This is a genomic window from Leclercia adecarboxylata (genome assembly GCF_023639785.1).
Classification (GTDB): domain Bacteria; phylum Pseudomonadota; class Gammaproteobacteria; order Enterobacterales; family Enterobacteriaceae; genus Enterobacter; species Enterobacter adecarboxylatus_D.
The window spans coordinates 3,891,444-3,915,364 of record NZ_CP098325.1 but is presented as its reverse complement, the minus strand read 5'-3'; the positions used below and the strand labels follow the sequence as shown (position 1 = coordinate 3,915,364).

General features: G+C 54.8%; 20 protein-coding genes, 2 tRNA genes and 3 rRNA genes. 12 read left to right on the top strand and 13 right to left on the bottom strand.

The annotated features are described in order from the left end of the window. Position 1 precedes the first annotated feature (1 nt). Positions 2 to 841 carry an alpha/beta hydrolase gene (locus NB069_RS18460; protein ID WP_250585911.1) on the top strand — a complete coding sequence of 280 codons (840 nt, stop codon included), beginning with the start codon at positions 2 to 4 and terminating at the stop codon, positions 839 to 841. A gap of 75 nt (positions 842 to 916) precedes the next feature. After that, on the top strand, positions 917 to 1,636 hold the full coding sequence (locus NB069_RS18455; RefSeq protein ID WP_250585909.1) for a GntR family transcriptional regulator: 720 nt from the start codon (positions 917 to 919) through the stop codon (positions 1,634 to 1,636). Here NB069_RS18455 and NB069_RS18450 read toward each other — a convergent pair. After that, the gene (locus tag NB069_RS18450; protein WP_250585908.1) at positions 1,624 to 2,823 is read right to left on the bottom strand and encodes an enolase C-terminal domain-like protein; all 1,200 of its coding nucleotides are present in this window, start codon (positions 2,821 to 2,823) and stop codon (positions 1,624 to 1,626) included. The genes NB069_RS18455 and NB069_RS18450 overlap by 13 nt on opposite strands. A gap of 275 nt (positions 2,824 to 3,098) precedes the next feature. Between NB069_RS18450 and NB069_RS18445 the strand changes: the two genes are divergently transcribed. The 6 genes from NB069_RS18445 to NB069_RS18420 all read left to right on the top strand — a co-directional run bounded on the left by NB069_RS18445 (position 3,099) and on the right by NB069_RS18420 (position 10,451). Further along, positions 3,099 to 4,472, top strand: a complete 1,374-nt coding sequence (locus tag NB069_RS18445; protein ID WP_250585905.1) for a PTS transporter subunit EIIC — start codon at positions 3,099 to 3,101, stop codon at positions 4,470 to 4,472. Positions 4,473 to 4,924: 452 nt separating this feature from the next. Further along, positions 4,925 to 6,464 (top strand): 16S ribosomal RNA (locus tag NB069_RS18440). Positions 6,465 to 6,549: 85 nt separating this feature from the next. Beyond that, a tRNA-Glu gene (locus NB069_RS18435) sits at positions 6,550 to 6,625 on the top strand. Between the two features lie 210 nt (positions 6,626 to 6,835). Then, positions 6,836 to 9,740: ribosomal RNA gene (locus NB069_RS18430) — 23S ribosomal RNA — on the top strand. A gap of 66 nt (positions 9,741 to 9,806) precedes the next feature. Then, positions 9,807 to 9,922, top strand: a 5S ribosomal RNA gene (gene rrf / locus NB069_RS18425). The 16S, 23S and 5S rRNA genes sit together here with 1 tRNA gene alongside, the layout of an rRNA operon. 187 nt (positions 9,923 to 10,109) lie before the next feature. Continuing rightward, positions 10,110 to 10,451: a DUF1971 domain-containing protein gene (locus NB069_RS18420; protein ID WP_138370478.1), complete on the top strand. Its 342-nt coding sequence runs from the start codon at positions 10,110 to 10,112 to the stop codon at positions 10,449 to 10,451. Positions 10,452 to 10,669: 218 nt separating this feature from the next. Here NB069_RS18420 and NB069_RS18415 read toward each other — a convergent pair. Further along, a tRNA-Phe gene (locus NB069_RS18415) sits at positions 10,670 to 10,745 on the bottom strand. Between the two features lie 95 nt (positions 10,746 to 10,840). Continuing rightward, positions 10,841 to 11,551 carry a DUF554 domain-containing protein gene (locus NB069_RS18410; RefSeq protein ID WP_250585903.1) on the bottom strand — a complete coding sequence of 237 codons (711 nt, stop codon included), beginning with the start codon at positions 11,549 to 11,551 and terminating at the stop codon, positions 10,841 to 10,843. 398 nt (positions 11,552 to 11,949) lie between these two features. Here NB069_RS18410 and NB069_RS18405 point away from each other — a divergent pair, with 398 nt between their 5' ends. Continuing rightward, positions 11,950 to 14,085, top strand: coding sequence for an ornithine decarboxylase (locus NB069_RS18405; protein ID WP_250585901.1), 2,136 nt, complete (start codon positions 11,950 to 11,952; stop codon positions 14,083 to 14,085). Between the two features lie 36 nt (positions 14,086 to 14,121). Here the strand turns inward: NB069_RS18405 and NB069_RS18400 are convergent, their stop codons facing one another. From NB069_RS18400 to mutY, 4 genes are all read right to left on the bottom strand, one after another. Continuing rightward, the gene (locus tag NB069_RS18400; protein ID WP_250585900.1) at positions 14,122 to 15,378 is read right to left on the bottom strand and encodes a nucleoside permease; all 1,257 of its coding nucleotides are present in this window, start codon (positions 15,376 to 15,378) and stop codon (positions 14,122 to 14,124) included. 233 nt (positions 15,379 to 15,611) lie between these two features. Continuing rightward, positions 15,612 to 16,691 (bottom strand): membrane-bound lytic murein transglycosylase MltC, encoded by a 1,080-nt coding sequence (gene mltC, locus NB069_RS18395; RefSeq protein WP_250585898.1) that lies wholly within the window; start codon positions 16,689 to 16,691, stop codon positions 15,612 to 15,614. Between the two features lie 62 nt (positions 16,692 to 16,753). Then, a complete protein-coding gene (locus NB069_RS18390) occupies positions 16,754 to 17,026 on the bottom strand; it encodes an oxidative damage protection protein (protein ID WP_103176936.1) in 273 nt (90 codons plus the stop codon). A gap of 25 nt (positions 17,027 to 17,051) precedes the next feature. After that, entirely contained in the window at positions 17,052 to 18,104 is a 1,053-nt protein-coding gene (mutY, locus tag NB069_RS18385) for an A/G-specific adenine glycosylase (protein ID WP_250585896.1), read from the bottom strand. Between the two features lie 144 nt (positions 18,105 to 18,248). Here mutY and trmB point away from each other — a divergent pair, with 144 nt between their 5' ends. From trmB to NB069_RS18370, 3 genes are read left to right on the top strand one after another with little or no spacing between them, the layout of a single operon-like run. Beyond that, on the top strand, positions 18,249 to 18,968 hold the full coding sequence (gene trmB, locus NB069_RS18380; protein ID WP_250585894.1) for a tRNA (guanosine(46)-N7)-methyltransferase TrmB: 720 nt from the start codon (positions 18,249 to 18,251) through the stop codon (positions 18,966 to 18,968). Further along, positions 18,968 to 19,294 (top strand): YggL family protein, encoded by a 327-nt coding sequence (locus NB069_RS18375; RefSeq protein ID WP_039029792.1) that lies wholly within the window; start codon positions 18,968 to 18,970, stop codon positions 19,292 to 19,294. Before trmB ends, NB069_RS18375 begins: the two co-directional genes overlap by 1 nt. Before the next feature lie 52 nt (positions 19,295 to 19,346). Continuing rightward, the gene (locus tag NB069_RS18370; protein ID WP_250585892.1) at positions 19,347 to 20,066 is read left to right on the top strand and encodes a DUF2884 domain-containing protein; all 720 of its coding nucleotides are present in this window, start codon (positions 19,347 to 19,349) and stop codon (positions 20,064 to 20,066) included. 103 nt (positions 20,067 to 20,169) lie between these two features. On the opposite strand, the gene NB069_RS18365 is transcribed toward NB069_RS18370, so the two are convergent. The 6 genes from NB069_RS18365 to NB069_RS18340 are packed head-to-tail and all read right to left on the bottom strand — an operon-like array spanning position 20,170 to position 23,909. Next, positions 20,170 to 20,532, bottom strand: a complete 363-nt coding sequence (locus NB069_RS18365; protein ID WP_250585890.1) for an endonuclease domain-containing protein — start codon at positions 20,530 to 20,532, stop codon at positions 20,170 to 20,172. A 56-nt stretch (positions 20,533 to 20,588) separates the two neighbouring features. Beyond that, positions 20,589 to 21,737 carry a radical SAM family heme chaperone HemW gene (gene hemW, locus NB069_RS18360; protein ID WP_250585888.1) on the bottom strand — a complete coding sequence of 383 codons (1,149 nt, stop codon included), beginning with the start codon at positions 21,735 to 21,737 and terminating at the stop codon, positions 20,589 to 20,591. Then, on the bottom strand, positions 21,730 to 22,323 hold the full coding sequence (locus NB069_RS18355; protein WP_250585886.1) for an XTP/dITP diphosphatase: 594 nt from the start codon (positions 22,321 to 22,323) through the stop codon (positions 21,730 to 21,732). Before NB069_RS18355 ends, hemW begins: the two co-directional genes overlap by 8 nt. A gap of 3 nt (positions 22,324 to 22,326) precedes the next feature. Continuing rightward, complete coding sequence (gene yggU, locus NB069_RS18350) at positions 22,327 to 22,623, bottom strand: DUF167 family protein YggU (RefSeq protein ID WP_250585884.1); 297 nt, start codon at positions 22,621 to 22,623, stop codon at positions 22,327 to 22,329. Next, positions 22,620 to 23,186, bottom strand: coding sequence for a YggT family protein (locus NB069_RS18345; protein ID WP_250585882.1), 567 nt, complete (start codon positions 23,184 to 23,186; stop codon positions 22,620 to 22,622). The genes yggU and NB069_RS18345 overlap by 4 nt, the downstream gene beginning before the upstream one ends. Before the next feature lie 21 nt (positions 23,187 to 23,207). Next, positions 23,208 to 23,909 (bottom strand): YggS family pyridoxal phosphate-dependent enzyme, encoded by a 702-nt coding sequence (locus tag NB069_RS18340; protein WP_250585880.1) that lies wholly within the window; start codon positions 23,907 to 23,909, stop codon positions 23,208 to 23,210. Positions 23,910 to 23,921 lie beyond the last annotated feature (12 nt).

The window sequence follows — 23,921 nt, the reverse complement described above, 5'->3', positions numbered from 1 at the left end:
CATGTGGATATATCCTTATCTTTTTAAGGGAAGCTTATTGATTAGTTTGTCTTTATTATTGAGCGGCTGTATTTCCGTCGATCCCAATGTGGCCGCGCAGCAGATCGCAGCACGCGCTGGTCTTACCAGTGAAAAATTTGATACAGATCCCTTCCCGATTGTCGGCTGGCACCGGATCGCGACGCCGGTCAGGACGCTGCATGTCTACATCGAGGGAGATGGCTTTGCCTGGAAAAACCGCATCAAGCCATCCGATAACCCGACGCCACGCAATCCAGTCGGTCTGAAACTGGCGGCGGCGGATTACCACGCCAGCGTGCTTTACCTTGCCCGGCCCTGTCAGTTTATCGGGCCACCTCTGCCGGCCAGTTGCCGCGTCAATATCTGGACGCAGGATCGCTTCTCGCCCGCGGTGATTGAGGCGATGAATATGGCGCTTGACCGCGCAATACAGCGTTATCCGGGAGTGAGGATCGATCTGATTGGCTACTCCGGGGGCGGGAATATTGCCGCGCTGTTGGCGGCGCGCCGGAGCGATGTGCGTTCCCTGCGCACGGTGGCGGGGAATCTCGACGTTGCGTACGTGAACGCCCTGCATCATGTCACCCCGATGCCCACCGCCGCTAGCGCCATCGATAAAGCTCCCGCGCTGCGCGCCCTGCCGCAGATCCACTTCAGCGGCGGAGATGACACTACCGTACCGCCCGCCGTTGCCGTGCGTTTTCAGCAGGCGGTGGGGGAAAAATGCGCGCGGGTCGAGGCAATCGGCGCAATGGCGCATGGCTCGGACTGGGCGGCAATCTGGCCTCAGCTACTGGCGCAGGGTTTGCCGGATTGCTGAGAGGCTGAATAAACCGATCGCAAAATGTTACCCTTACACACCCCGTCGACGGTTGAAGGATTTCAGGACCGAATAATGAAAAAGAAAGAGTTTGTGACCCAGGATCTGCTGAGCAAAATCTATCAGGACACCACGGCGGGGCCACGCAAACTTCCTCCTGAGAGGCAGCTTGCCGAAGAGTATGGCGTGTCGCGTTTCACTATCCGCCAGGCGCTGGAGAAGCTGGTGAGCATTGGCGTGGTGCGGATAGTCCAGGGCTCGGGGATATGGATCAACGAGCACGCCCGCAATAATCCGCTGATCTACAACTCGATCACGGAAAAGCGGTTTGATCAGATGCGCTACCGGATGATCAGCCTGCATAAGACGCGGCCCGATCGCGCGGTACAGCAGATCTTCGGTATCGATGAAGAGAGCTTTATCTGGCACTTCTGCCGCCTGCGCTACGTCGATAACCAGCCCGTACAGCTGGAGGTATCCAGCATGCCAGCCGCCGATTTCCCGGATCTCAATCAACAGGTCATTGAGCGCTCTATTCAGCAGTACGTATTAAGTAAAGGACTGGTGATTTCCCATATGCTCACCACCTACCGGGCGGTCAGCGTCAGCCGTGAGCAGGCGGTGCTGCTGGGCTGCAAAAAAGGCGGGCCGGCAATGCATATCAATAACCGGGGAATACTGGAGGGGGGCCGGGTATTTGAGGTGAGCGACATCATTGATATCAACTACACCTGCACTTACGTCAGCCCCTGGAACCGCGATAACTTAGCCTGGCGGCAAAATCAGGGCGTATGAATGGTGCCGTCCGGCAGGCGGCTTTGCGTCCACTCGTGCGGGCGCCAGAACACCGGATGCGCCAGCGCCTGCTCTTCATTAAAGCCGGTGCCGATGCCTGGTGCGTCAGGTGGGTAGATAAACCCGTCTTTCACCTCAGGCGCGCCGGGGAACACGCTGTCGGTAGTGGCCGAGCGGGGAATAAACTCCTGAATGGCGGCATTGTGCAGATGAATATTCAGGTGCGTATTGACCGCCACGCCGATCGGGGTCATATCGCCGGGGCCATGCCAGGCAAGACGCACGCCAAAGGCCTGGCATAAATGCGCCAGCTTCAGCGCGGGGGTAATGCCGCCGATCTGCGAAACATGGCAGCGAATAAAGTCGATGCGACGATTCACAATCACGTCGTGCCACTCAGCCGGATTATTGAATAACTCACCCATTGCCAGCGGGACGCAGCTTTGCTGACGAACCTGCTCCAGCCAGGCGCTCTGCTGGGGCGGCAAAATATCTTCGATAAAATAGGGCTGATAAGGCTCCAGCTGTTTGGCCAGCAGCACCGCCTGCTGGGGGAACAGACGCTCATGGACATCGTGCAAGAGCTGGAGCTTCCAGCCATATTTCTCGCGCAGGGCACGGAACATCTCCACGGTATTGCTCATATATTCATGCTGATCGAACCAGGCGCCTGCCGTTGGGTTTTCCGGGGCATGCAGGGCCGACGGCGTGCCGCCGTAAAAACCGAGCTGGCAGCGGATATGCCGATAACCCTGCGCCACCAGTTTATCGACCGAGGCAAACAGCTCTTCCAGCGTCTCGCCGCTGGCGTGGCTGTAAGCCGGGATCGCATCACGGGATTTCCCCCCCAGCAGCTGATACAGCGGCATGCCGGCCAGTTTTCCTTTGATATCCCACAGGGCCATATCCACGCCGGAGATGGCATTATTCATCACCGGGCCGTTACGCCAGTAGGCGTTAACGTTCATCATCTGCCACAGATCTTCGATGTTGTTAGCATCCCGGCCGATCAGCAGCGGTTTGAGGTACTCATCAACAAGGGTTTTAACCGCCAGAGGGCGCTGCTGGAAGGTGGCGCAGCCATATCCGACTGGTCCCTGTTCCGTTGTGACGCGCACGGTTACCAGGTTATGCCGGTCCGGGCGGGTAATAAAACACTCGATATTTTTGATGATCACAGGCGTCACGAGAAACTCCTTTGCTGCGCTGTGGAAATACAGAATGGGAATATCATCACCCTAAAAATGTTGGCGGGTAAATGGTTTTTTTTATTATTTATTTTGGTCAGTTATTTGGTTTTATTTTAATTAAAAACCGTACCAATTTTATGTTAGCCACGGTTTTGTATCTCTTATTCAGGCTGTTTGTGAGCGACATCAAATTTTATTGGTTTTTTTTGTTTGGGTGGTTTATTTATGCTCACTGCATCAATAAAACGACAACAATACCGGCAGGAGTCTTTATGGGGACGCAAGAAGCCATCAATAATATTATTCGTCTGGTTGGCGGGCAGGGGAATATTAATAAAGTCTGGCACTGCATGACGCGGCTGAGGTTTGATTTAATCGACGATAATAAAGTGGATCAGAACGCGATCAAAAATGTGCCCGGCGTGCTGGGGGCACAACTCCAGAGCGATCAGTTCCAGGTCATCATCGGCCCAAAGGTGAACAGCTGGTACGAACAAATGCTCAGTGTGCTGGGGGAGGATGCCAGCGATGCGCTGACGGTCACAAAGGGACGTAAAAGCCTGGTCTCTCTTTTTATGGATACCGTATCGGGTGTGTTCGGCCCAATTGTACCGGCCATTGCCGGGGCTGGGATGATTAAAGGCCTGCTGGCCGGACTCATCGCGCTGAAGGTGGTTTCGGCGAAAAGCGATACCGTTATGGTGATCGACCTTATCGCCAGCGGCGTCTTTTATTTCCTGCCGTTCTTCCTTGCGGTGTCGGCGGCCAGGATTTTCAAAACGAATGAGTATCTCGCCGCAGCGGTTGCTGCCTGTCTGATGTACCCCTCCTTAATAGAAGCAGCGAAAGCGCTGGCGACACATCAGGAAGGTGCGGTGAGTGCCCTCTGGTTAATGAATGCGATCCCGGTCTCCGTCTTTAACTACGCGTCGAGCGTAATTCCGGTGATTTTCTCGGTGCTGGCACTGAGCTATATCCATCGCTGGGTCGACAGCATTATGCCGGATGTGCTCAAAACCGTATTTACACCCACGCTCACTCTCTTTATAGGTGCACTGGCGGCGCTGGTGGTGATCGGCCCCATCGGCATCTGGCTGGGTAAAGGACTCGCCTTCTTTATAGAAGGGCTGTTTAGCGTGTCGGCCAGTTTTGCCGGGCTTATTGTCGGGGCCATCCGCCCGGTGGCGATCCTGACCGGGATGCACCATGCGATGACGCCCATCGCCCTGCAGAACTTTAGCGACCGTGGTTACGACATGCTAATGCCGATGATGTTTATGGCCAATATAGCGATTGCCGGGGCGACGTTTGCTATCTGGCGCCTGAGCCGTAATCGTCAGTATAAGACCGTTACGCTGTCGGCGGCCATCTCTGCGCTGCTGGGCATTACCGAGCCAGCACTCTTTGGCGTGCTGACACGCTACAAAAAAGCGTTCATTGCGGCGACAGTGGCCAGCTCTCTCGCCTCTGCCTTTATTGCCTTCTTCGGCGTGCGTCTCTACGGCTATATCCTGTCGAGCATCTTCAGCTTGCCTGCTTATATAGGTCCATACTTTGTCTTTGCCGTGGCAGGTGTGGCGATTTCACTGGTGTTGTCCTTTACGCTGACCACCGTTCTGGTAGGAAAAGAGCAAGCCTCCGAATAACTCAAAACCCCGTCTTACCGGGTACGCCGCGGCTAAAATCAGTGTGATTGTGGATAAGTCTGTGTGTAAACAGGTATAAGGCGGGGTTTTGCTGGGGAATGCAGCAGTCAGTCATTTTTCTGTTATTTAAGGGTTGCGGCCTCAGGAGAACTCCCTATAATGCGCCTCCATCGACACGGCGGATGTGAATCACTTCACACAAACAGCCGGGCCGGTTGAAGAGAAAAGCGTGAAATAATCGCTTGACTCTGAAAGAGGAAAGCGTAATATACGCCACCTCGCAACGGTGAGCGAAAGCCGCGTTGCACTGCTCTTTAACAATTTATCAGACAATCTGTGTGGGCACTCAAAGTGACATGGATTCTTAATGTCTTCGGACAATAAATGAATACCAAGTCTCTGAGTGAACATACGTAATTCATTACGAAGTTTAATTCACGAGCATCAAACTTAAATTGAAGAGTTTGATCATGGCTCAGATTGAACGCTGGCGGCAGGCCTAACACATGCAAGTCGAACGGTAGCACAGAGAGCTTGCTCTCGGGTGACGAGTGGCGGACGGGTGAGTAATGTCTGGGAAACTGCCTGATGGAGGGGGATAACTACTGGAAACGGTAGCTAATACCGCATAACGTCGCAAGACCAAAGAGGGGGACCTTCGGGCCTCTTGCCATCAGATGTGCCCAGATGGGATTAGCTAGTAGGTGGGGTAACGGCTCACCTAGGCGACGATCCCTAGCTGGTCTGAGAGGATGACCAGCCACACTGGAACTGAGACACGGTCCAGACTCCTACGGGAGGCAGCAGTGGGGAATATTGCACAATGGGCGCAAGCCTGATGCAGCCATGCCGCGTGTATGAAGAAGGCCTTCGGGTTGTAAAGTACTTTCAGCGAGGAGGAAGGCATTGTGGTTAATAACCACAGTGATTGACGTTACTCGCAGAAGAAGCACCGGCTAACTCCGTGCCAGCAGCCGCGGTAATACGGAGGGTGCAAGCGTTAATCGGAATTACTGGGCGTAAAGCGCACGCAGGCGGTCTGTCAAGTCGGATGTGAAATCCCCGGGCTCAACCTGGGAACTGCATTCGAAACTGGCAGGCTAGAGTCTTGTAGAGGGGGGTAGAATTCCAGGTGTAGCGGTGAAATGCGTAGAGATCTGGAGGAATACCGGTGGCGAAGGCGGCCCCCTGGACAAAGACTGACGCTCAGGTGCGAAAGCGTGGGGAGCAAACAGGATTAGATACCCTGGTAGTCCACGCCGTAAACGATGTCGACTTGGAGGCTGTGCCCTTGAGGCGTGGCTTCCGGAGCTAACGCGTTAAGTCGACCGCCTGGGGAGTACGGCCGCAAGGTTAAAACTCAAATGAATTGACGGGGGCCCGCACAAGCGGTGGAGCATGTGGTTTAATTCGATGCAACGCGAAGAACCTTACCTACTCTTGACATCCAGAGAACTTTCCAGAGATGGATTGGTGCCTTCGGGAACTCTGAGACAGGTGCTGCATGGCTGTCGTCAGCTCGTGTTGTGAAATGTTGGGTTAAGTCCCGCAACGAGCGCAACCCTTATCCTTTGTTGCCAGCGGTTAGGCCGGGAACTCAAAGGAGACTGCCAGTGATAAACTGGAGGAAGGTGGGGATGACGTCAAGTCATCATGGCCCTTACGAGTAGGGCTACACACGTGCTACAATGGCGCATACAAAGAGAAGCGACCTCGCGAGAGCAAGCGGACCTCATAAAGTGCGTCGTAGTCCGGATTGGAGTCTGCAACTCGACTCCATGAAGTCGGAATCGCTAGTAATCGTAGATCAGAATGCTACGGTGAATACGTTCCCGGGCCTTGTACACACCGCCCGTCACACCATGGGAGTGGGTTGCAAAAGAAGTAGGTAGCTTAACCTTCGGGAGGGCGCTTACCACTTTGTGATTCATGACTGGGGTGAAGTCGTAACAAGGTAACCGTAGGGGAACCTGCGGTTGGATCACCTCCTTACCTTAAAGAACCTGCCTTTGTAGTGCTCACACAGATTGTCTGATGAAAAGTAAATAGCAAGGCGTCTTGCGATTGAGACTTCAGTGTCCCCTTCGTCTAGAGGCCCAGGACACCGCCCTTTCACGGCGGTAACAGGGGTTCGAATCCCCTAGGGGACGCCACTTGCTGGTTTGTGAGTGAAAGTCACCTGCCGTTATATCTCAAAACTCATCTTCGGGTGACGTTTGAGATATTTGCTCTTTAAAAATCTGGATCAAGCTGAAAATTGAAACGACACACCGTGTCTGTTCTCCGTAAACAGGAACAGAATCAGGTGTGTTCGAGTCTCTCAAATTTTCACAATCATGAAGTGAAACATCTTCGGGTTGTGAGGTTAAGCGACTAAGCGTACACGGTGGATGCCCTGGCAGTCAGAGGCGATGAAGGACGTGCTAATCTGCGAAAAGCGCCGGCGAGGTGATATGAACCTTTGACCCGGCGATGTCCGAATGGGGAAACCCAGTGCAATCCGTTGCACTATCGTTAACTGAATACATAGGTTAACGAGGCGAACCGGGGGAACTGAAACATCTAAGTACCCCGAGGAAAAGAAATCAACCGAGATTCCCCCAGTAGCGGCGAGCGAACGGGGAGCAGCCCGGAGTCTGAATCAGCTTGTGTGTTAGTGGAACGGTCTGGAAAGTCCGACGGTACAGGGTGATAGTCCCGTACATGAAAGCACACTTGCTGTGAACTCGAAGAGTAGGGCGGGACACGTGGTATCCTGTCTGAATATGGGGGGACCATCCTCCAAGGCTAAATACTCCTGACTGACCGATAGTGAACCAGTACCGTGAGGGAAAGGCGAAAAGAACCCCGGCGAGGGGAGTGAAAAAGAACCTGAAACCGTGTACGTACAAGCAGTGGGAGCACCTTCGTGGTGTGACTGCGTACCTTTTGTATAATGGGTCAGCGACTTATATTCTGTAGCAAGGTTAACCGTATAGGGGAGCCGAAGGGAAACCGAGTCTTAACTGGGCGTTAAGTTGCAGGGTATAGACCCGAAACCCGGTGATCTAGCCATGGGCAGGTTGAAGGTTGGGTAACACTAACTGGAGGACCGAACCGACTAATGTTGAAAAATTAGCGGATGACTTGTGGCTGGGGGTGAAAGGCCAATCAAACCGGGAGATAGCTGGTTCTCCCCGAAAGCTATTTAGGTAGCGCCTCGTGAACTCATCTCCGGGGGTAGAGCACTGTTTCGGCTAGGGGGCCATCCCGGCTTACCAACCCGATGCAAACTGCGAATACCGGAGAATGTTATCACGGGAGACACACGGCGGGTGCTAACGTCCGTCGTGAAGAGGGAAACAACCCAGACCGCCAGCTAAGGTCCCAAAGTCATGGTTAAGTGGGAAACGATGTGGGAAGGCACAGACAGCCAGGATGTTGGCTTAGAAGCAGCCATCATTTAAAGAAAGCGTAATAGCTCACTGGTCGAGTCGGCCTGCGCGGAAGATGTAACGGGGCTAAACCATGCACCGAAGCTGCGGCAGCGACACTATGTGTTGTTGGGTAGGGGAGCGTTCTGTAAGCCGTTGAAGGTGAACTGTGAGGTTTGCTGGAGGTATCAGAAGTGCGAATGCTGACATAAGTAACGATAAAGCGGGTGAAAAGCCCGCTCGCCGGAAGACCAAGGGTTCCTGTCCAACGTTAATCGGGGCAGGGTGAGTCGACCCCTAAGGCGAGGCCGAAAGGCGTAGTCGATGGGAAACAGGTTAATATTCCTGTACTCGGTGTTACTGCGAAGGGGGGACGGAGAAGGCTATGTTGGCCGGGCGACGGTTGTCCCGGTTTAAGCATGTAGGCGGAGGTTCCAGGTAAATCCGGTACCTTTTTAACGCTGAGGTGTGATGACGAGGCACTACGGTGCTGAAGTAACAAATGCCCTGCTTCCAGGAAAAGCCTCTAAGCATCAGGTAACAACGAATCGTACCCCAAACCGACACAGGTGGTCAGGTAGAGAATACCAAGGCGCTTGAGAGAACTCGGGTGAAGGAACTAGGCAAAATGGTGCCGTAACTTCGGGAGAAGGCACGCTGATATGTAGGTGAAGCCCCTGCGGGTGGAGCTGAAATCAGTCGAAGATACCAGCTGGCTGCAACTGTTTATTAAAAACACAGCACTGTGCAAACACGAAAGTGGACGTATACGGTGTGACGCCTGCCCGGTGCCGGAAGGTTAATTGATGGGGTTAGCGGCAACGCGAAGCTCTTGATCGAAGCCCCGGTAAACGGCGGCCGTAACTATAACGGTCCTAAGGTAGCGAAATTCCTTGTCGGGTAAGTTCCGACCTGCACGAATGGCGTAATGATGGCCAGGCTGTCTCCACCCGAGACTCAGTGAAATTGAAATCGCTGTGAAGATGCAGTGTACCCGCGGCAAGACGGAAAGACCCCGTGAACCTTTACTATAGCTTGACACTGAACACTGGTCCTTGATGTGTAGGATAGGTGGGAGGCTTTGAAGCGTGGACGCCAGTCTGCGTGGAGCCATCCTTGAAATACCACCCTTTAATGGCTGGTGTTCTAACGTAGACCCGTAATCCGGGTTGCGGACAGTGTCTGGTGGGTAGTTTGACTGGGGCGGTCTCCTCCTAAAGAGTAACGGAGGAGCACGAAGGTTAGCTAATCCTGGTCGGACATCAGGAGGTTAGTGCAATGGCATAAGCTAGCTTGACTGCGAGAGTGACGGCTCGAGCAGGTGCGAAAGCAGGTCATAGTGATCCGGTGGTTCTGTATGGAAGGGCCATCGCTCAACGGATAAAAGGTACTCCGGGGATAACAGGCTGATACCGCCCAAGAGTTCATATCGACGGCGGTGTTTGGCACCTCGATGTCGGCTCATCACATCCTGGGGCTGAAGTAGGTCCCAAGGGTATGGCTGTTCGCCATTTAAAGTGGTACGCGAGCTGGGTTTAGAACGTCGTGAGACAGTTCGGTCCCTATCTGCCGTGGGCGCTGGAGAATTGAGGGGGGCTGCTCCTAGTACGAGAGGACCGGAGTGGACGCATCACTGGTGTTCGGGTTGTCATGCCAATGGCACTGCCCGGTAGCTAAATGCGGAAGAGATAAGTGCTGAAAGCATCTAAGCACGAAACTTGCCCCGAGATGAGTTCTCCCTGACCCTTTAAGGGTCCTGAAGGAACGTTGAAGACGACGACGTTGATAGGCCGGGTGTGTAAGCGCAGCGATGCGTTGAGCTAACCGGTACTAATGAACCGTGAGGCTTAACCTTACAACGCCGAAGCTGTTTCGGTGAGATTTGAGACGATTTTCAGCCTGATACAGATAACAGAATTTGCCTGGCGGCTGTAGCGCGGTGGTCCCACCTGACCCCATGCCGAACTCAGAAGTGAAACGCCGTAGCGCCGATGGTAGTGTGGGGTCTCCCCATGCGAGAGTAGGGAACTGCCAGGCATCAATTAAAGCCGAGAGCCCGTCCGCAAGGACGGGCTTTTTGCGTTTGTGCCTTACCCGGCCTGCCGGTAATACTCCCTTTCATATATCTTCAATTAATCGTTCAAATGAGATTTATTATCAAATGAGCTTTACAGGCCAAGGATAAAGATGTATTTTAAATGCATGTTTTAAGTCGGAGGTCATTATGAGCCATCAAAGAATCCCTAAAAACTGGACAATCAAACGTTCAACTCCCTTCTTTACCAAAGATAACGTCCCGGCAGCTCTTCTGAGTCATCACAATACCGCAGCAGGGATCTTTGGGCAGCTTTGCGTAATGGAAGGGACCGTAACCTATTACGGCTTCGCGAACGCAGAGGCGACAGAGCCAGAGGTGAAGGTTGTGATTAACGCAGGCAACTTCGCCACCAGCCCACCGCAGTACTGGCACCGTATTGAGATGACGGATGATGCCCAGTTCAATATCAATTTTTGGGCTGAACCGACCTTCTCCGGTGAAGAAGTTTACAGCGCGAAAAAGGCGTAACACCGTCGCTTACCAGATGCTATTTATAATCGACTCTATAACGCCTGAGCGGCCATAAGAAGTGAGCCAGACGCTGAGGGTGCTTACAGGAGTTAAAGCCTGCATGGTGCGTACAGGCCGCAAATTTCGGGGCATCAGGAAAGAGTTGGGTGCAGTTTGATGAAATGTAGGGTTCTGGAAAAGCAAAAACCCGCCTTTTGGGCGGGTTCTTTAAATAGTGGTGCCCGGACTCGGAATCGAACCAAGGACACGGGGATTTTCAATCCCCTGCTCTACCGACTGAGCTATCCGGGCAACGGGGCGCATTAAACCCGATCTACTCAACGACGTCAACGAAATTTGTTAATTTCGCTACTGACCGCACACTCCATCGCCATTTTGCTGCAAGATCAGGCAAAAAACGCTGTCCACAGGGCGGAGAGCGGCATGGCGATGACCAGCGCAGGCAGCATATTCACCACTGCAAACATCTTGATCCCACAGATCCTCAACCCCGTCGCCAGCAGCAGCAGGCCACCGACAGCGGTGAAGTCAGCCATCATCGCCGGGGTCGTCAGCGGTAGTATCAGCGTGGCGCAGGTTGCCAGGGCGAGCTGTATGAGCAGCATAGGCACGCAAATGGCGGCGACGGCAACGCCAAGCGTAGTGGCAAAGATAGTGGCGGTGAAGAAATCGAGAAAGGCCTTGGCAATAAGGATGCTCGGATCGCCGGTCATCCCTTCCTGCATTGAGCCAAAAATGCCCGTGCCGCTGGCGCAGAAGAGAATAATGATGGCGACATAGTTCTGAATAAACGCATCGTGCCCACCGCCTTTCTGTTTACCTCGTGAGAGCAGATTCTTGGCTTTGCTGACGGCACCGTTAATGCCTTTTTCCAGATAACAAAACTCGCCGATCAGTGCCCCAAGCAGCGTTGCCAGCACCATCACCGGCAGGTTGGCGCACTTGATGACCAGCAGAATACCAATGCCTAATGATGCCAGGCCGAAGATAGAGGGCATGGAGGAGCGAATACGCTCCGGTAATCGCTGGCTTAGCAAGGCGCCCAGTACGCCGCCCAGCAGCACGGCACCTGCGTTAATAAATGGTCCAATAACCACTACGAACTCCTGTTATTTACTCATTGATATTGCATTATTATTACTCTTTTCAGTGAGTAATCGCCAAGCGTAATACTGTTTTTTGCATAATGATTCCTCCTTGCGCCCCCTGGCGAAAAGTGACATTATTGCGCGAATTTTCTCCTCTCAGATACGGAGCCGCCAATGAACAGATCTCCTCTCGCTGTGCGAATGGCTGGCCGTATCGACACGTCTTATTCTACGCTCACCATGCGGTGAGGGTAACGCAGGCTCACTGCAGGACAACAGTAAAATCAGACGCGTTCTGTTTTTACTGATGTCTGGCGGTCGGAGCTGAACTCCGGTCAGACACATTCGTTGGGCAGGGGGACTCCCTGTCCGGGGCTTTTTCACGCCTTGCACGGGTATTTGCGCTTATGAAATCAATGAAAATTGCCGTCAGCCGCGAGCTGGCGTCCGCCTTATCCACGCACCGGGAAGTGGTGACGCTGGATAACACAGATTTTACGGATGTGGCGGCAGTCGTCATTACCGTCGCTGAAAGTCGCAGCGGCATCCTCGCCTTACTGAAACGCACCGGTTTCCACCTGCCTGTTTATATGTTCTCAGCAGAACCTGTAGAAGCACCTGCGGATGTGGATGCGGTGATCGATGGCAAAGCGCAGGAGTGGTTAGAGCTGGAAGCGGCCGCCTGTCGCTACGAAGAGAACCTGCTGCCGCCGTTTTTCGACACTCTCACTCAGTACGTGGCGATGGACAACAGCACCTTCGCCTGTCCGGGGCATCAGCACGGTGCGTTCTTTAAGAAGCACCCCGCAGGGCGTCAGTTCTTCGATTTCTTCGGTGAGAACGTGTTTCGTGCCGATATGTGCAACGCCGACGTGAAGCTTGGCGATCTGCTGATCCACGAAGGCTCCGCCAAACATGCGCAAAAATTCGCGGCGAAAGTGTTTAACGCCGACAAGACCTATTTCGTTCTCAACGGGACTTCGGCCGCCAACAAGGTAGTGACCAACGCCCTGCTGACCCGTGGCGATCTGGTGCTGTTCGACCGCAACAACCATAAGTCCAACCACCATGGCGCCCTGATCCAGGCCGGCGCCACGCCGGTGTATCTCGAAGCGGCGCGCAACCCGTTTGGCTTTATTGGCGGCATTGATGATCGCTGTTTTGACGAGGCGTATCTGCGGGAGCTGATCCGTGACGTCGCCCCGGAAAAGGCCCGTGAAGCGCGTCCGTTCCGTCTGGCAGTGATCCAGCTCGGCACCTATGACGGCACCGTCTATAACGCCCGCCAGGTGATCGACAAGATTGGCCAGCTGTGCGACTACATCCTGTTTGACTCCGCGTGGGTGGGATATGAGCAGTTTATCCCGATGATGGCAGACACCTCGCCGCTGCTGCTTGAGCTGAATGAGAACGATCCGGGGATCTTTGTCACCCAGTCGGTACACAAACAGCAGGCCGGGTTCTCACAGACCTCGCAGATCCACAAAAAGGATAACCACATTCGCGGTCAGGCGCGTTTCTGCCCGCATAAGCGTCTCAACAACGCTTTCATGCTGCACGCCTCCACCAGCCCATTCTACCCGCTCTTTGCGGCCCTCGACGTGAACGCCAAAATCCACGAAGGGGAGAGCGGGCGTCGGCTGTGGGCAGAGTGCGTTGAGCTGGGCATTGAAGCGCGCAAGGCGATTATCGCCAACTGTAAGATGATTAAGCCGTTTATCCCGCCTGTAGTGGCCGGTCGTCCATGGCAGGACCATCCAACCCACGCCATTGCCAGCGAGCTGCGCTTCTTCAGTTTTGAACCGGGCGCGAAATGGCACGGCTTTGAGGGCTATGCCGATCACCAGTATTTTGTCGACCCGTGCAAGCTGCTGCTGACCACGCCGGGCATCGATGCGGAAAGCGGGGAATATACCGACTTTGGTATTCCGGCGACAATTCTCGCGCACTATCTGCGTGAGAAAGGCATTGTTCCGGAGAAGTGCGACCTTAACTCCATTCTCTTCCTGCTGACCCCGGCGGAGAGCGCAGAGAAGCTGGCGCAACTGGTGGCAATGCTGGCCCAGTTTGAGCAGCACATTGAAGACGATACCCCGCTGGCGGATGTTCTGCCGACCATCTGGAACAAATATCCGGTGCGCTACCGCGACTACACGCTGCGTCAGCTCTGCCAGGAGATGCACGATCTGTATGTCAGCTTTGACGTGAAAGATCTGCAGAAAGCGATGTTCCGTAAAGAGAGCCTGCCCACCGTGGCGATGAACCCGCAGGATGCCAACCAGGCCTTTATTCGCGGTAACGTTGAGCTGGTTCGCATCAGCGAAGCCGAAGGGCGCATTGCGGCGGAAGGGGCGCTGCCATACCCGCCAGGCGTGCTGTGCGTGGTGCCGGGTGAACTTTGGGGTGGCGCAGTACAGCGTTACTTCCTGGCGCTGGAAGAGGGCGTCAATTTGCTGCCTGGTTTCTCACCGGAACTGCAGGGGGTATACAGCGAGAAGGATGCGGACGGGATTAAGCGTTTGTACGGATATGTACTGAAGTAAAAAAATCCCCCTCCGCAGGGAGGGGGACTTAATCGATTAATGCGCGACGGTCTGCGCACCTGTTGGGGTACGAACATGTTTGTACTTGAACAGCACCATGAACGCGAAAGCCAGTACCAGCGAGTACCCTGCAAAGATCAGCCACACCGGCTGCCAGTCAGTAATACCGTTAGTGGTATACATCTCAACAACCTTGCCGCTCACCACGCCGCCGAGAATACAGCCGAAGCCGTTGGTCATCATCAGGAACATGCCCTGGGCGCTGGCGCGGATTTCCGGACGGACCTCTTTTTCCACGAACACGGAGCCGGAGATGTTGAAGAAGTCGAAGGCACAGCCGTAGACAATCATCGACAGAACCAGCAGCACGGTACCAAAGGCAGACGGGTCACCGTAGGCGAACAGACCAAAACGCAGCATCCAGGCGAAGATACTGATCATCATTACGTTCTTGATGCCGTAGCGGCTCAGGAAGAACGGGATGGTCAGGATGAACAGCGTTTCGGAGATCTGGGAAATCGACATCATCACCGACGCGTGCTCAACGATAAAGCTCCCGGAGAACATCGGGTCGTTATCGAAGCTGTGCAGGAAGGTATTGCCGAACATGTTAGTGATCTGCAGCTCCGCACCCAGCAGCATGGAGAAGATAAAGAAAATCGCCATGCGTTTGTTTTTAAACAGCGCGAATGCGTCCAGGCCGAGCATAGCGCTCCAGCTCTGGTTTTTCTGCTGGTTAGAGACCGGGATGTGCGGCAGCGTCAGGGTGAACAGCGTCAGCACCAGAGACAGCGCAGCGCCGATGTAGAGCTGCATGTGGCTCAGTTCGAAGCCTGCGAAGCTCACGCCCCACATCGCCATGATAAAGCCAATGGTGCCCCAGATACGGATCGGCGGGAAGTCGGTCACGATATCCATACCGGCGTTTTTCAGACGGTAGTAGGAGATGGTGTTGATAAGCCCAAGCGTTGGCATATAAGCCAGCGAGTTAAGCAGGATCACCATAAACATCGCCCCTGGCGTGGTGACTTCGGCCGCCATAAACAGCGTACCGGCCCCCACCAGATGGCAAAGCGCATAGACCCACTTCGCGCTTATCCATTTGTCCGCCACGATCCCGAGCAGCGTCGGCATCAGGACAGCGGCAATGCCCAAAGAGCTATAAACGGCGCCGATAGAGGCACCATCGAATTTGAGCGTGACAAACATGTAGGAGCCGAGCGTGGTTAGCCAGCTCCCCCACAGACAGAACTGCAGAAACGACAAGATTTTAAGCTGCAGCTTAAGGTTCATGTTACTTTCCTCACAAGAGAGCGGGCTGTATGTTGGTGTAGAAACATTTGGGTTTTGTATTTGATGCAATTCTATCAGCGAGTGGCGTGATGTTTTGTTACCTCCCGCAAAAAAATGCAATCCACATTAATTTGCAGTTTGGATTGTGATGCAAATAACAATTTCGTATGGGTCAGGCGGGTGGTCAGGCGTGAATGTTTACCCTCTCCCTTACGGAGAGGGTAAAAATCGCACTACTTTCTTCGATAGCTCTTCTGCGCCGTGTTGACCTTATAGAGGTAGCGGCGGGACTCTGCGGAAGGGTGACGACTGGTGAGGGTCTGATAAACATCCCCCGGCGACATGCTGTTAATAATGTTTGCCGCCTGGATTTTATCGCTGGAGAAGACGCGCAGCACGCTGCCTGCGCCACCGTTGTAGGCGGTGATCACCGCGTAACGACGCGAGGTCGGGTTATCAATGCCGCTCAGGTAGACGTTATTCAGCATCGCCAGATAGGCGGTGCCGGTATCGATGTTGCTTGCGGGGTCAAACAGATAGCTACGGCTCGGCGTGCCGGATCTCCCCTGCGAGCGGAACACGTCCTTCCCGGCGCTGTGCTGCACAACCTGCATCAGGCCCAGGGCGTCGGAACGGCTTACCGCGTAGGGGTTAAACGACGACTCGGTCTGCATAATTGCCAGAATCAGCGACTCATCCACACCGTATTTACGCGAGGCCTGACGTACCATCCCGACATATTTATGCGCACGCTTATCAAGGTGGTTTGGCACCAGGTTAATGGTCACGCTGTAGATAACGCGCAGGCCATTGCTGCGGCTCTTCAGGCGCGTCTGCAGCAGATAGTTGGCAAAGTTGTTGGCGCGGCCTTCCCAGCGAATGGACTGGCCGGTTTGATCCACCACCTGGCCATAGAGGAACGGCTCTCTGGAGATGGTGATATCGTCAGCGTCAGAGTAAAGATCGATAGAGCCCGGATCGTCGCCCATCAGCAGGGTTTTGACGATCGCCTGACGCAGCCGCCCGGCAGGATCGGTTCCGGCGATGGTCTCGACGGTGATAGTCCCGTCGTCAAAGTTGATGTGGCTGCGGGTCTGGTAGGCGTCGGTGTACTTAACGTAGTCCTTTGGACCGGCGATCAGAACTTCGTTAAAACCCCATATGTTTTCGATGTTATGGGCGAACTGCCCCATCAGAATGTCAAAACCGTTGGTGTCCTTTACCCAGGCTTCGTTATAGCTATCGCCTTTTTTACTGGAGGAACACGAAACAAGTAACGGTGCAACAAGAGCAAGCGCTAAAAATTTTTTCATCATTCCGGGAGTGCGTGTTGTGTTTGTTCCGGGGCGAATGTCAGGCACCCGCCCGCTGGGTATTATTTTTCTGGCGGCGTATAACCTTCGATGTGCACGTCTTTCCCTTCAAACAGGAAATTGACCATCTCCTCTTCGAGCTGCTTACGGTGTTCAACGTTCATCATGTTGAGCTTGCGCTCGTTGATCAGCATGGTTTGCTTGTGCTGCCACTGCGCCCACGCCTCTTTTGAGATCTCGTTATAGATGCGCTTACCCAGATCGCCCGGATAAAGCTGGAAGTCCTGACCTTCTGCTTCACGTTGCAGGAAGGTGCAAAAAATTGTTCTGGCCATACTGATTCCTCTTTGTCGCCCGGAGCTAAACCGTTGCTCCGACACGTAATTGCTGTAACAGGCGCTCTACGGGAGCCGCCAGACCCACTGACGGCGGTTGCGCTAAGTTATACCAGAGAGCGCTGCCTTCATCCATGCACGCCGTGAATGAGGACACGGGAAGCCACATCGGCACAATATCCAGATGGAAATGGCTGAAGGTGTGGCGAAACGCAGTGAGCTGCACAAGAGTATCGGCGCTGATGCCGCGCTGCGCCAGCCAGTCGCGAAGTCCGGCCTCATCCTCAAACTGCGGGAAGCAGAACAGGCCACCCCATAATCCACTCGGTGGACGCTGGGCGAGGTACACGGTCTCTTCGTGCTGCATCAGCAGAAAATAGCCGGTACGCTCTGGCAGAGTCTGCTTAGGCTTTTTACCGGGATAGTGCGCCCACGACTGGTTAGCATAGGCCACGCACAGATTATTGAGCGGGCAAAGTTCGCATTTAGGCTTCGAGCGGGTGCAGACCATCGCCCCGAGATCCATCATCGCCTGGTTAAAGCGTTCAACACCTTTGGCTGGCGTCACCGCTTCGCTGATTTCCCACAGGCGTTTTTCCACCTCTTTTTTGCCCGGCCAGCCGCCAACGGCATAGCAGCGTGCCAGCACGCGTTTCACGTTACCGTCGAGAATAGGGAAATGTTTACCCAGCGAAAGGGAGAGGATCGCCCCGGCGGTGGAGCGCCCGACACCCGGCAGGGCGGCGACTTCATCGAAGGTTTCCGGGAAGATGCCACCGTGCAGCGAAACCACCTGCTGCGCGGCTTTATGCAGATTGCGGGCGCGGGCGTAATAGCCGAGCCCGGTCCACAGATGCAGCACTTCGTCCAGAGGGGCGTTGGCCAGATCGGTGACCGTCGGGAAACGCGCCATAAAGCGCTCAAAATAAGGGATAACCGTCGCGACCTGCGTTTGTTGCAACATCACCTCTGAGAGCCATACTTTGTACGGTGTTTTTTCAATTTGCCAGGGCAGGGTTTTACGCCCGTATTTGTCGTACCAGTCCAGCACCTGGGCTGAAAATTGAGAGGCTTGCATGGTCTTCGCTTTGCGGTATCAGGGACGCAGATTGCAGCACAGAGGCATGCGGCTGTAAACCGGATCTTTCCCATGCTTGCATCCGGTCATTAACTTTGGATAATGCCCGTTTCCCGAACATTCTCACAAGCAGACTACTCTTTTATGAAAAACGACGTCATATCACCGGAATTTGATGAAAACGGCCGCCCGCTGCGCCGTATTCGCAGCTTTGTCCGCCGTCAGGGGCGCCTGACAAAAGGGCAGCAGCACGCGCTGGATAACTACTGGCCGGTGATGGGCGTTGAGTTCACCGACCAGCCGCTCGACTTTGTTGAGCTGTTTGGCCGCGATGCGCCGATTACCCTGGAGATCGGTTTCGGCATGGGCGCTTCGCTGGTAACGATGGCAAAAGCGCGCCCGGAGCAGAACTTCCTCGGCATTGAGGTACACTCACCGGGCGTGGGCGCTTGCCTGGCGACGGCGCATGAAGAGGGCGTTGAGAACCTGCGCGTCATGTGTCACGACGCGGTAGAAGTGCTGCACAAGATGATTCCTGACAATTCTCTGAACATGGTTCAGCTCTTTTTCCCTGACCCATGGCACAAAGCGCGTCATAATAAACGCCGTATCGTTCAGGCACCGTTTGCCGAACTGGTCAAAAGCAAGCTGAAGCTGGGTGGTGTTTTCCACATGGCGACCGACTGGGAACAGTATGCGGAACACATGCTGGAAGTGATGTCAGGTCTCGACGGGTATAAAAACCAGTCGCAGAGCAATGACTATGTGCCGCGTCCTGAATCACGTCCGGTAACCAAATTTGAACAGCGTGGCCATCGTCTTGGTCACGGCGTATGGGACTTAATGTTCGAGAGGGTGAAATAATGGCAAAGAACCGTAGCCGTCGTCTGCGTAAGAAAATGCACATCGACGAGTTCCAGGAGATTGGTTTTTCGGTTGCGTGGCGTTTCCCGGAAGGCACCAGCGTAGAAAAAATTGATGAAGACGTGGATGCGTTCATCAATGAAGTTATCGAGCCGAACAAGCTGGCGTTTGACGGCAGCGGCTACCTGGCGTGGGAAGGGTTGATCTGCAAACAGGAGATTGGCCAGTGCACTGAAGAACATCAGGCCATCGTGCGCAAGTGGCTGGAAGACCACAAATTCGAAGAGGTGCGCATCAGCGAACTTTTCGACATTTGGTGGGACTAATAGAGCATCAGGGGCCAGCAATTGCTGGCCCATTTTGTATGAGGGAGAAGATATGATGCGCAAAACGCTGCTCGCTGCGGCTTTAATGACCACGGCTCTGACTGCTCACGCAGAGTACAAATGCGAAGTCACGCCGCGCGACGATGTGATCCTCAGTCCACAAACCGTGCAGGTAAAAGGTGAGAACGGCAACCTGGTGATCACTCCTGATGGCAACGTCATGTTCAACGGTAAGCAGTACCCGCTCAGCGCCGCCCAGCGTGAACAGGCGAAAGATTACCAGGCCGATCTGCGCAGCGCGCTGCCGTGGATCGATGAAGGCGCGAAGACCCGCGTGGAAAAAGGCCGTGTTGCGCTGGATAAGATCATCGCCAAAGAGGTAGGGGAGAGCAGCAACATGCGCTCGCGCCTGACCAAACTGGACGCGCAGCTAAAAGAGCAGATGAACCGCATTATTGAACATCGTACTGATGGCCTGACGTTCCACTATCAGGCGATCGACCAGGTGCGTGCCGACGGGCAGCAGCTGGTGAACCAGGCGATGGGCGGCATTCTGCAGGACAGCATTAACGAGATGGGCGCCAAAGCGGTGCTGAAGGGCGGTGGCAACCCGCTGCAGGGCGTGCTGGGTAGCCTGGGCGGCCTGCAAACCTCTATTCAGAACGAATGGAAAAACCAGGAAGCGGATTTCCAGAAATTCGGCAAAGACGTGTGTAAACGCGTGGTTTCGCTGGAAGAGAGCCGTAAGGGGCTGGTGGGGTCGCTGAAGTAGGTTAGTGCGGTCTGGGCCCCTCACCCTAACCCTCTCCCCCAAGGGGAGAGGGAACAGTCTGTTGCCCGAGGCGGGCACGGGAGTGGTTTTCTCCCTCTCCCTTTCAGGGAGAGGGCCGGGGTGAGGGTAGAAGCGTTTGCAGGGTAGCTAATATTTTTTCTAACACCCCTTCCTCGTTATTCCAGAGTTCGTTGTTCCAGAACCGAATCACCCGCCAGCCTTTTTGATCCAGCCAGGCGGTTCTCTGCTGGTCATATTCTTCTCTTTCATCGTGTTGTCCTCCATCCAGCTCGATAGCCAGACGAGCCTCGCAACAAACGAAATCCAGAATGTAATTCCCGACAGGATGCTGGCGACGAAATTTATAATGAGCGAACCGACGGCTGCGTAACAAATACCAGAGCCGTCTCTCTTCTTTGGTCATATCACGGCGGAGCCGTTTTGCATAAGAATAGATAATTTCCATCCCCACACTCTGCCAGCTTTTCCCTCAGCCAGCAGAACGGGATGCAAAATCCGGAATCAGGCTTCAGAATCTTCGGCGAGGAACAGCTCAAGAAGGGAATTTAAGAACAGTTTGCCATGCTCGGTAATCTGCCAGAAATCTGCGCTCTCGGTCAGATACCCCTGCGCCAGCGCCTCGTTAATCTGCGGGCGAATCACCGACTCCGCTAATCCGGTATACAGCGTAAACTCCGTGCGCGGTGCGGCTTCCAGCAGACGGAAGCGGTTCATAAAGAACTCGAACGGCTTATCTTCGGCTTCGACATCATGGCTGCGCTCAAGATAGCGTCCTTCCATATAGCCACGCGGATGGCGCGTTTTGGCGGTACGCAGAATACGCCCGTCCGGGAAAGTCACTTTGCCATGAGCGCCACAGCCAATGCCCAGGTAATCGCCAAAACGCCAGTAGTTCAGGTTGTGCTGACACTGGTAGCCCGGCTTTGCGTAGGCCGAGGTTTCGTACTGCTGATACCCGGCGGCGGTCAGAAGCTGGTGGCCCTGCTCGAAAATATCCCACAGCGCGTCATCGTCAGGCAGTACCGGGGGGCGCGATCCAAACAGCGTGTTCGGCTCAATTGTCAGCTGATACCACGACAGGTGCGGCGGGTTCAGCGCAATGGCCTGGCGCAGATCGTCCAGCGCCTCTTCCAGAGACTGATCGGGCAGGCCGTGCATCAGGTCGAGGTTAAAGCTGCGCAATCCCAGACCCGTTGCCAGGTGCGCGGCACGCTTCGCCTCATCCGGGCCATGAATTCGTCCCAGACGCTTTAACTTCGGCTCGCTGAAGCTCTGTACGCCAATGGATATACGGTTCACCCCGGCGCGCTGATACTCCACAAAACGGTCGGCCTCAACCGTCCCCGGATTGGCCTCCATGGTAATTTCTGCATCCGCTGCCAGATTAAGGCGCGCACGCACGCCGTCCAGCAGCGTCTGCATCGCCGGGCCTGAGAGCAGGCTCGGCGTACCGCCACCGATAAAAATGGTCTTAACTTCACGTCCCTGGGCGCAGGCAACGTCGGCGTCCAGATCGGCAAGCAGATGCTGGACGTAATCGTCATGAGGCACTTCGCCTTTCAGCGCATGCGAGTTGAAATCGCAGTACGGGCATTTCTGCACGCACCACGGGATGTGAATGTAAAGACTCAGAGGTGGCAAATTAGCCATTACGTAATGCTTCCAGTAACAGTTTCAGGGCGCGTCCACGGTGGGAGATCGCGCTTTTTTCTTCGCGGGTCAGTTCCGCAGCGGTTTTGCCCTCGGTCGGGACAAAGAAGATCGGGTCATAGCCAAAGCCGCCGCTACCTGCCGCCTCGCGGGCGATCACGCCCGGCCAGTTGCCGTGGCAGACAATGGGCGTTGGGTCTTCGGCATGACGCATATAGACCAGTACGCAGTGGAACTGTGCCTGGCGCTGTTCATCCGGTACCTCCTTGAGCGCGTCCAGCAGTTTTTCAAGGTTCTGCTGGTCGCTGGCATCGACGCCGGAATAGCGGGCGGAGTAGATCCCCGGCGCACCGCCAAGCACGTCCACTGCCAGACCGGAGTCGTCGGCAATCGCTGGCAGGCCGGTGACCTGTGCAGCGTGGCGCGCCTTCAGAATGGCATTTTCGATAAACGTCAGGCCGGTCTCTTCGGCAGAGTCCACGCCCAGCTCGGTCTGGGCAACCACGTCCAGGCCAAAATCATTTAACAGCGAGGCCAGCTCGCGCACTTTACCGGCGTTACCGGTAGCGAGAACAACTTTTTGCATGTGTTAATCCTGTTGTATCAGTGCCGCGACTTCCGTCGGGATATGTTGCGGATTACGAATTTTGACCTGCTTGTGGCGTCCCAGTTCACCCTTCTCGATCAGCACATGGCCTTTCGCGACGCGAAACTGCTTCGCCAGATACTTCACCAGGTGGGCATTCGCCTGGCCGTCTACAGGGGGCGCGGTGATGGCGACTTTTACTTCGTCGCCATGCAGCCCGATAATCGAATCACGGCTGGCTTTTGGCTGAATATACAGCCGTAAAACCAGCCCGTCGGCGCAAGTGCTGACAGCACTCATAACGCCATCCACAGCCCCGGCAGCAGCATGTTGCCTGTGGACTGCAGCAGTTCAGCGATACCCATGTTGATCACGTACAGCAGCAGGACGAGGATCATCGGGGAAAAATCGATTCCGCCCATGGCCGGCAGCAGATTACGAATCGGGCGCAGCAGCGGGTCGGCGAGCTGAATCAGAGAGTATTCCACCGGGCTTCGGCCCTGGCTTACCCAGCTCATGATCGCCATCAGCAGCAGCACCCAGAAAATCAGCAGGCCGATCGTTTTTATCAGGATCAACACCGCCGCGATCCAGATGATCGGCTGGAAGGTGATGACCATAAACAGCACTATCGCTTTTACCACGCACAGGATCAGCGCAATCAGCAGAGAAGCGCTGTCAATAGGCCCCATCGGCGGGATCACCCGGCGCAGGGGCCCGACAATCGGCTGGGTGACTTTCACGACAAACTGTGAGAAGGGGTTGTAAAAATCACAACGGGCCCACTGCATCCAGACGCGTAACAAAAGCACCATCGTATACAGTTCAATGACCGTTGAGAGCAGGAAGGTCAACGTCTTCATGGCGTTCCTCAGGTTTCCTTATTATTGGGTGTAATCGCGCGCGCCGAAAATAGCAGTCCCGATGCGCACCATGGTGCTGCCAGCCGCAATCGCGGCAGCCATATCGTCCGTCATGCCCAGTGAAAGCGTGTCGACCGTTGGGAAGCGTGTTTTAAGCGCCTCAAATGCTACAGCCATTTGCCGGGCAACGGCAAACTGCCTGTCGTAATCTGACTCCGGCGCCGGGATCGCCATTAACCCGCGAAGCCTCAGGCCGGGCAGCGTAGCCACCTGTTCCGCCAGCTCGTCAAGCGCTTCCAGCGCAATACCGGATTTGCTGTTTTCATCACTAATATTGACTTGAATCAGCACGTTAAGTGGAGGCATCTCTGCCGGTCGCTGCTCGCTCAGACGGGTGGCGATGCGCAGCCGATCGACCGTATGACACCAGTCGAAATGCTCTGCCACCAGCCGGCTTTTGTTCGACTGCAAGGGCCCGATAAAGTGCCACTGCAGATCCGCGGTGCCGGCTTCCCGGAAGTGGCGAATCTTTTCCACCCCTTCCTGCACGTAGTTTTCACCGAACATGCGCTGGCCTGCGTCAATCGCTTCTGCGATGGCGCTCGCAGGTTTGGTTTTACTGACTGCAAGCAACGAAACTTCTTCTGAAGCACGGCCGCAACCTGTTGCTGCGGCTGAGATTTTGTCCCTGACCTGTGCCAGGTTATGCGCAATGTCGTTCATTTTCCGGGGATC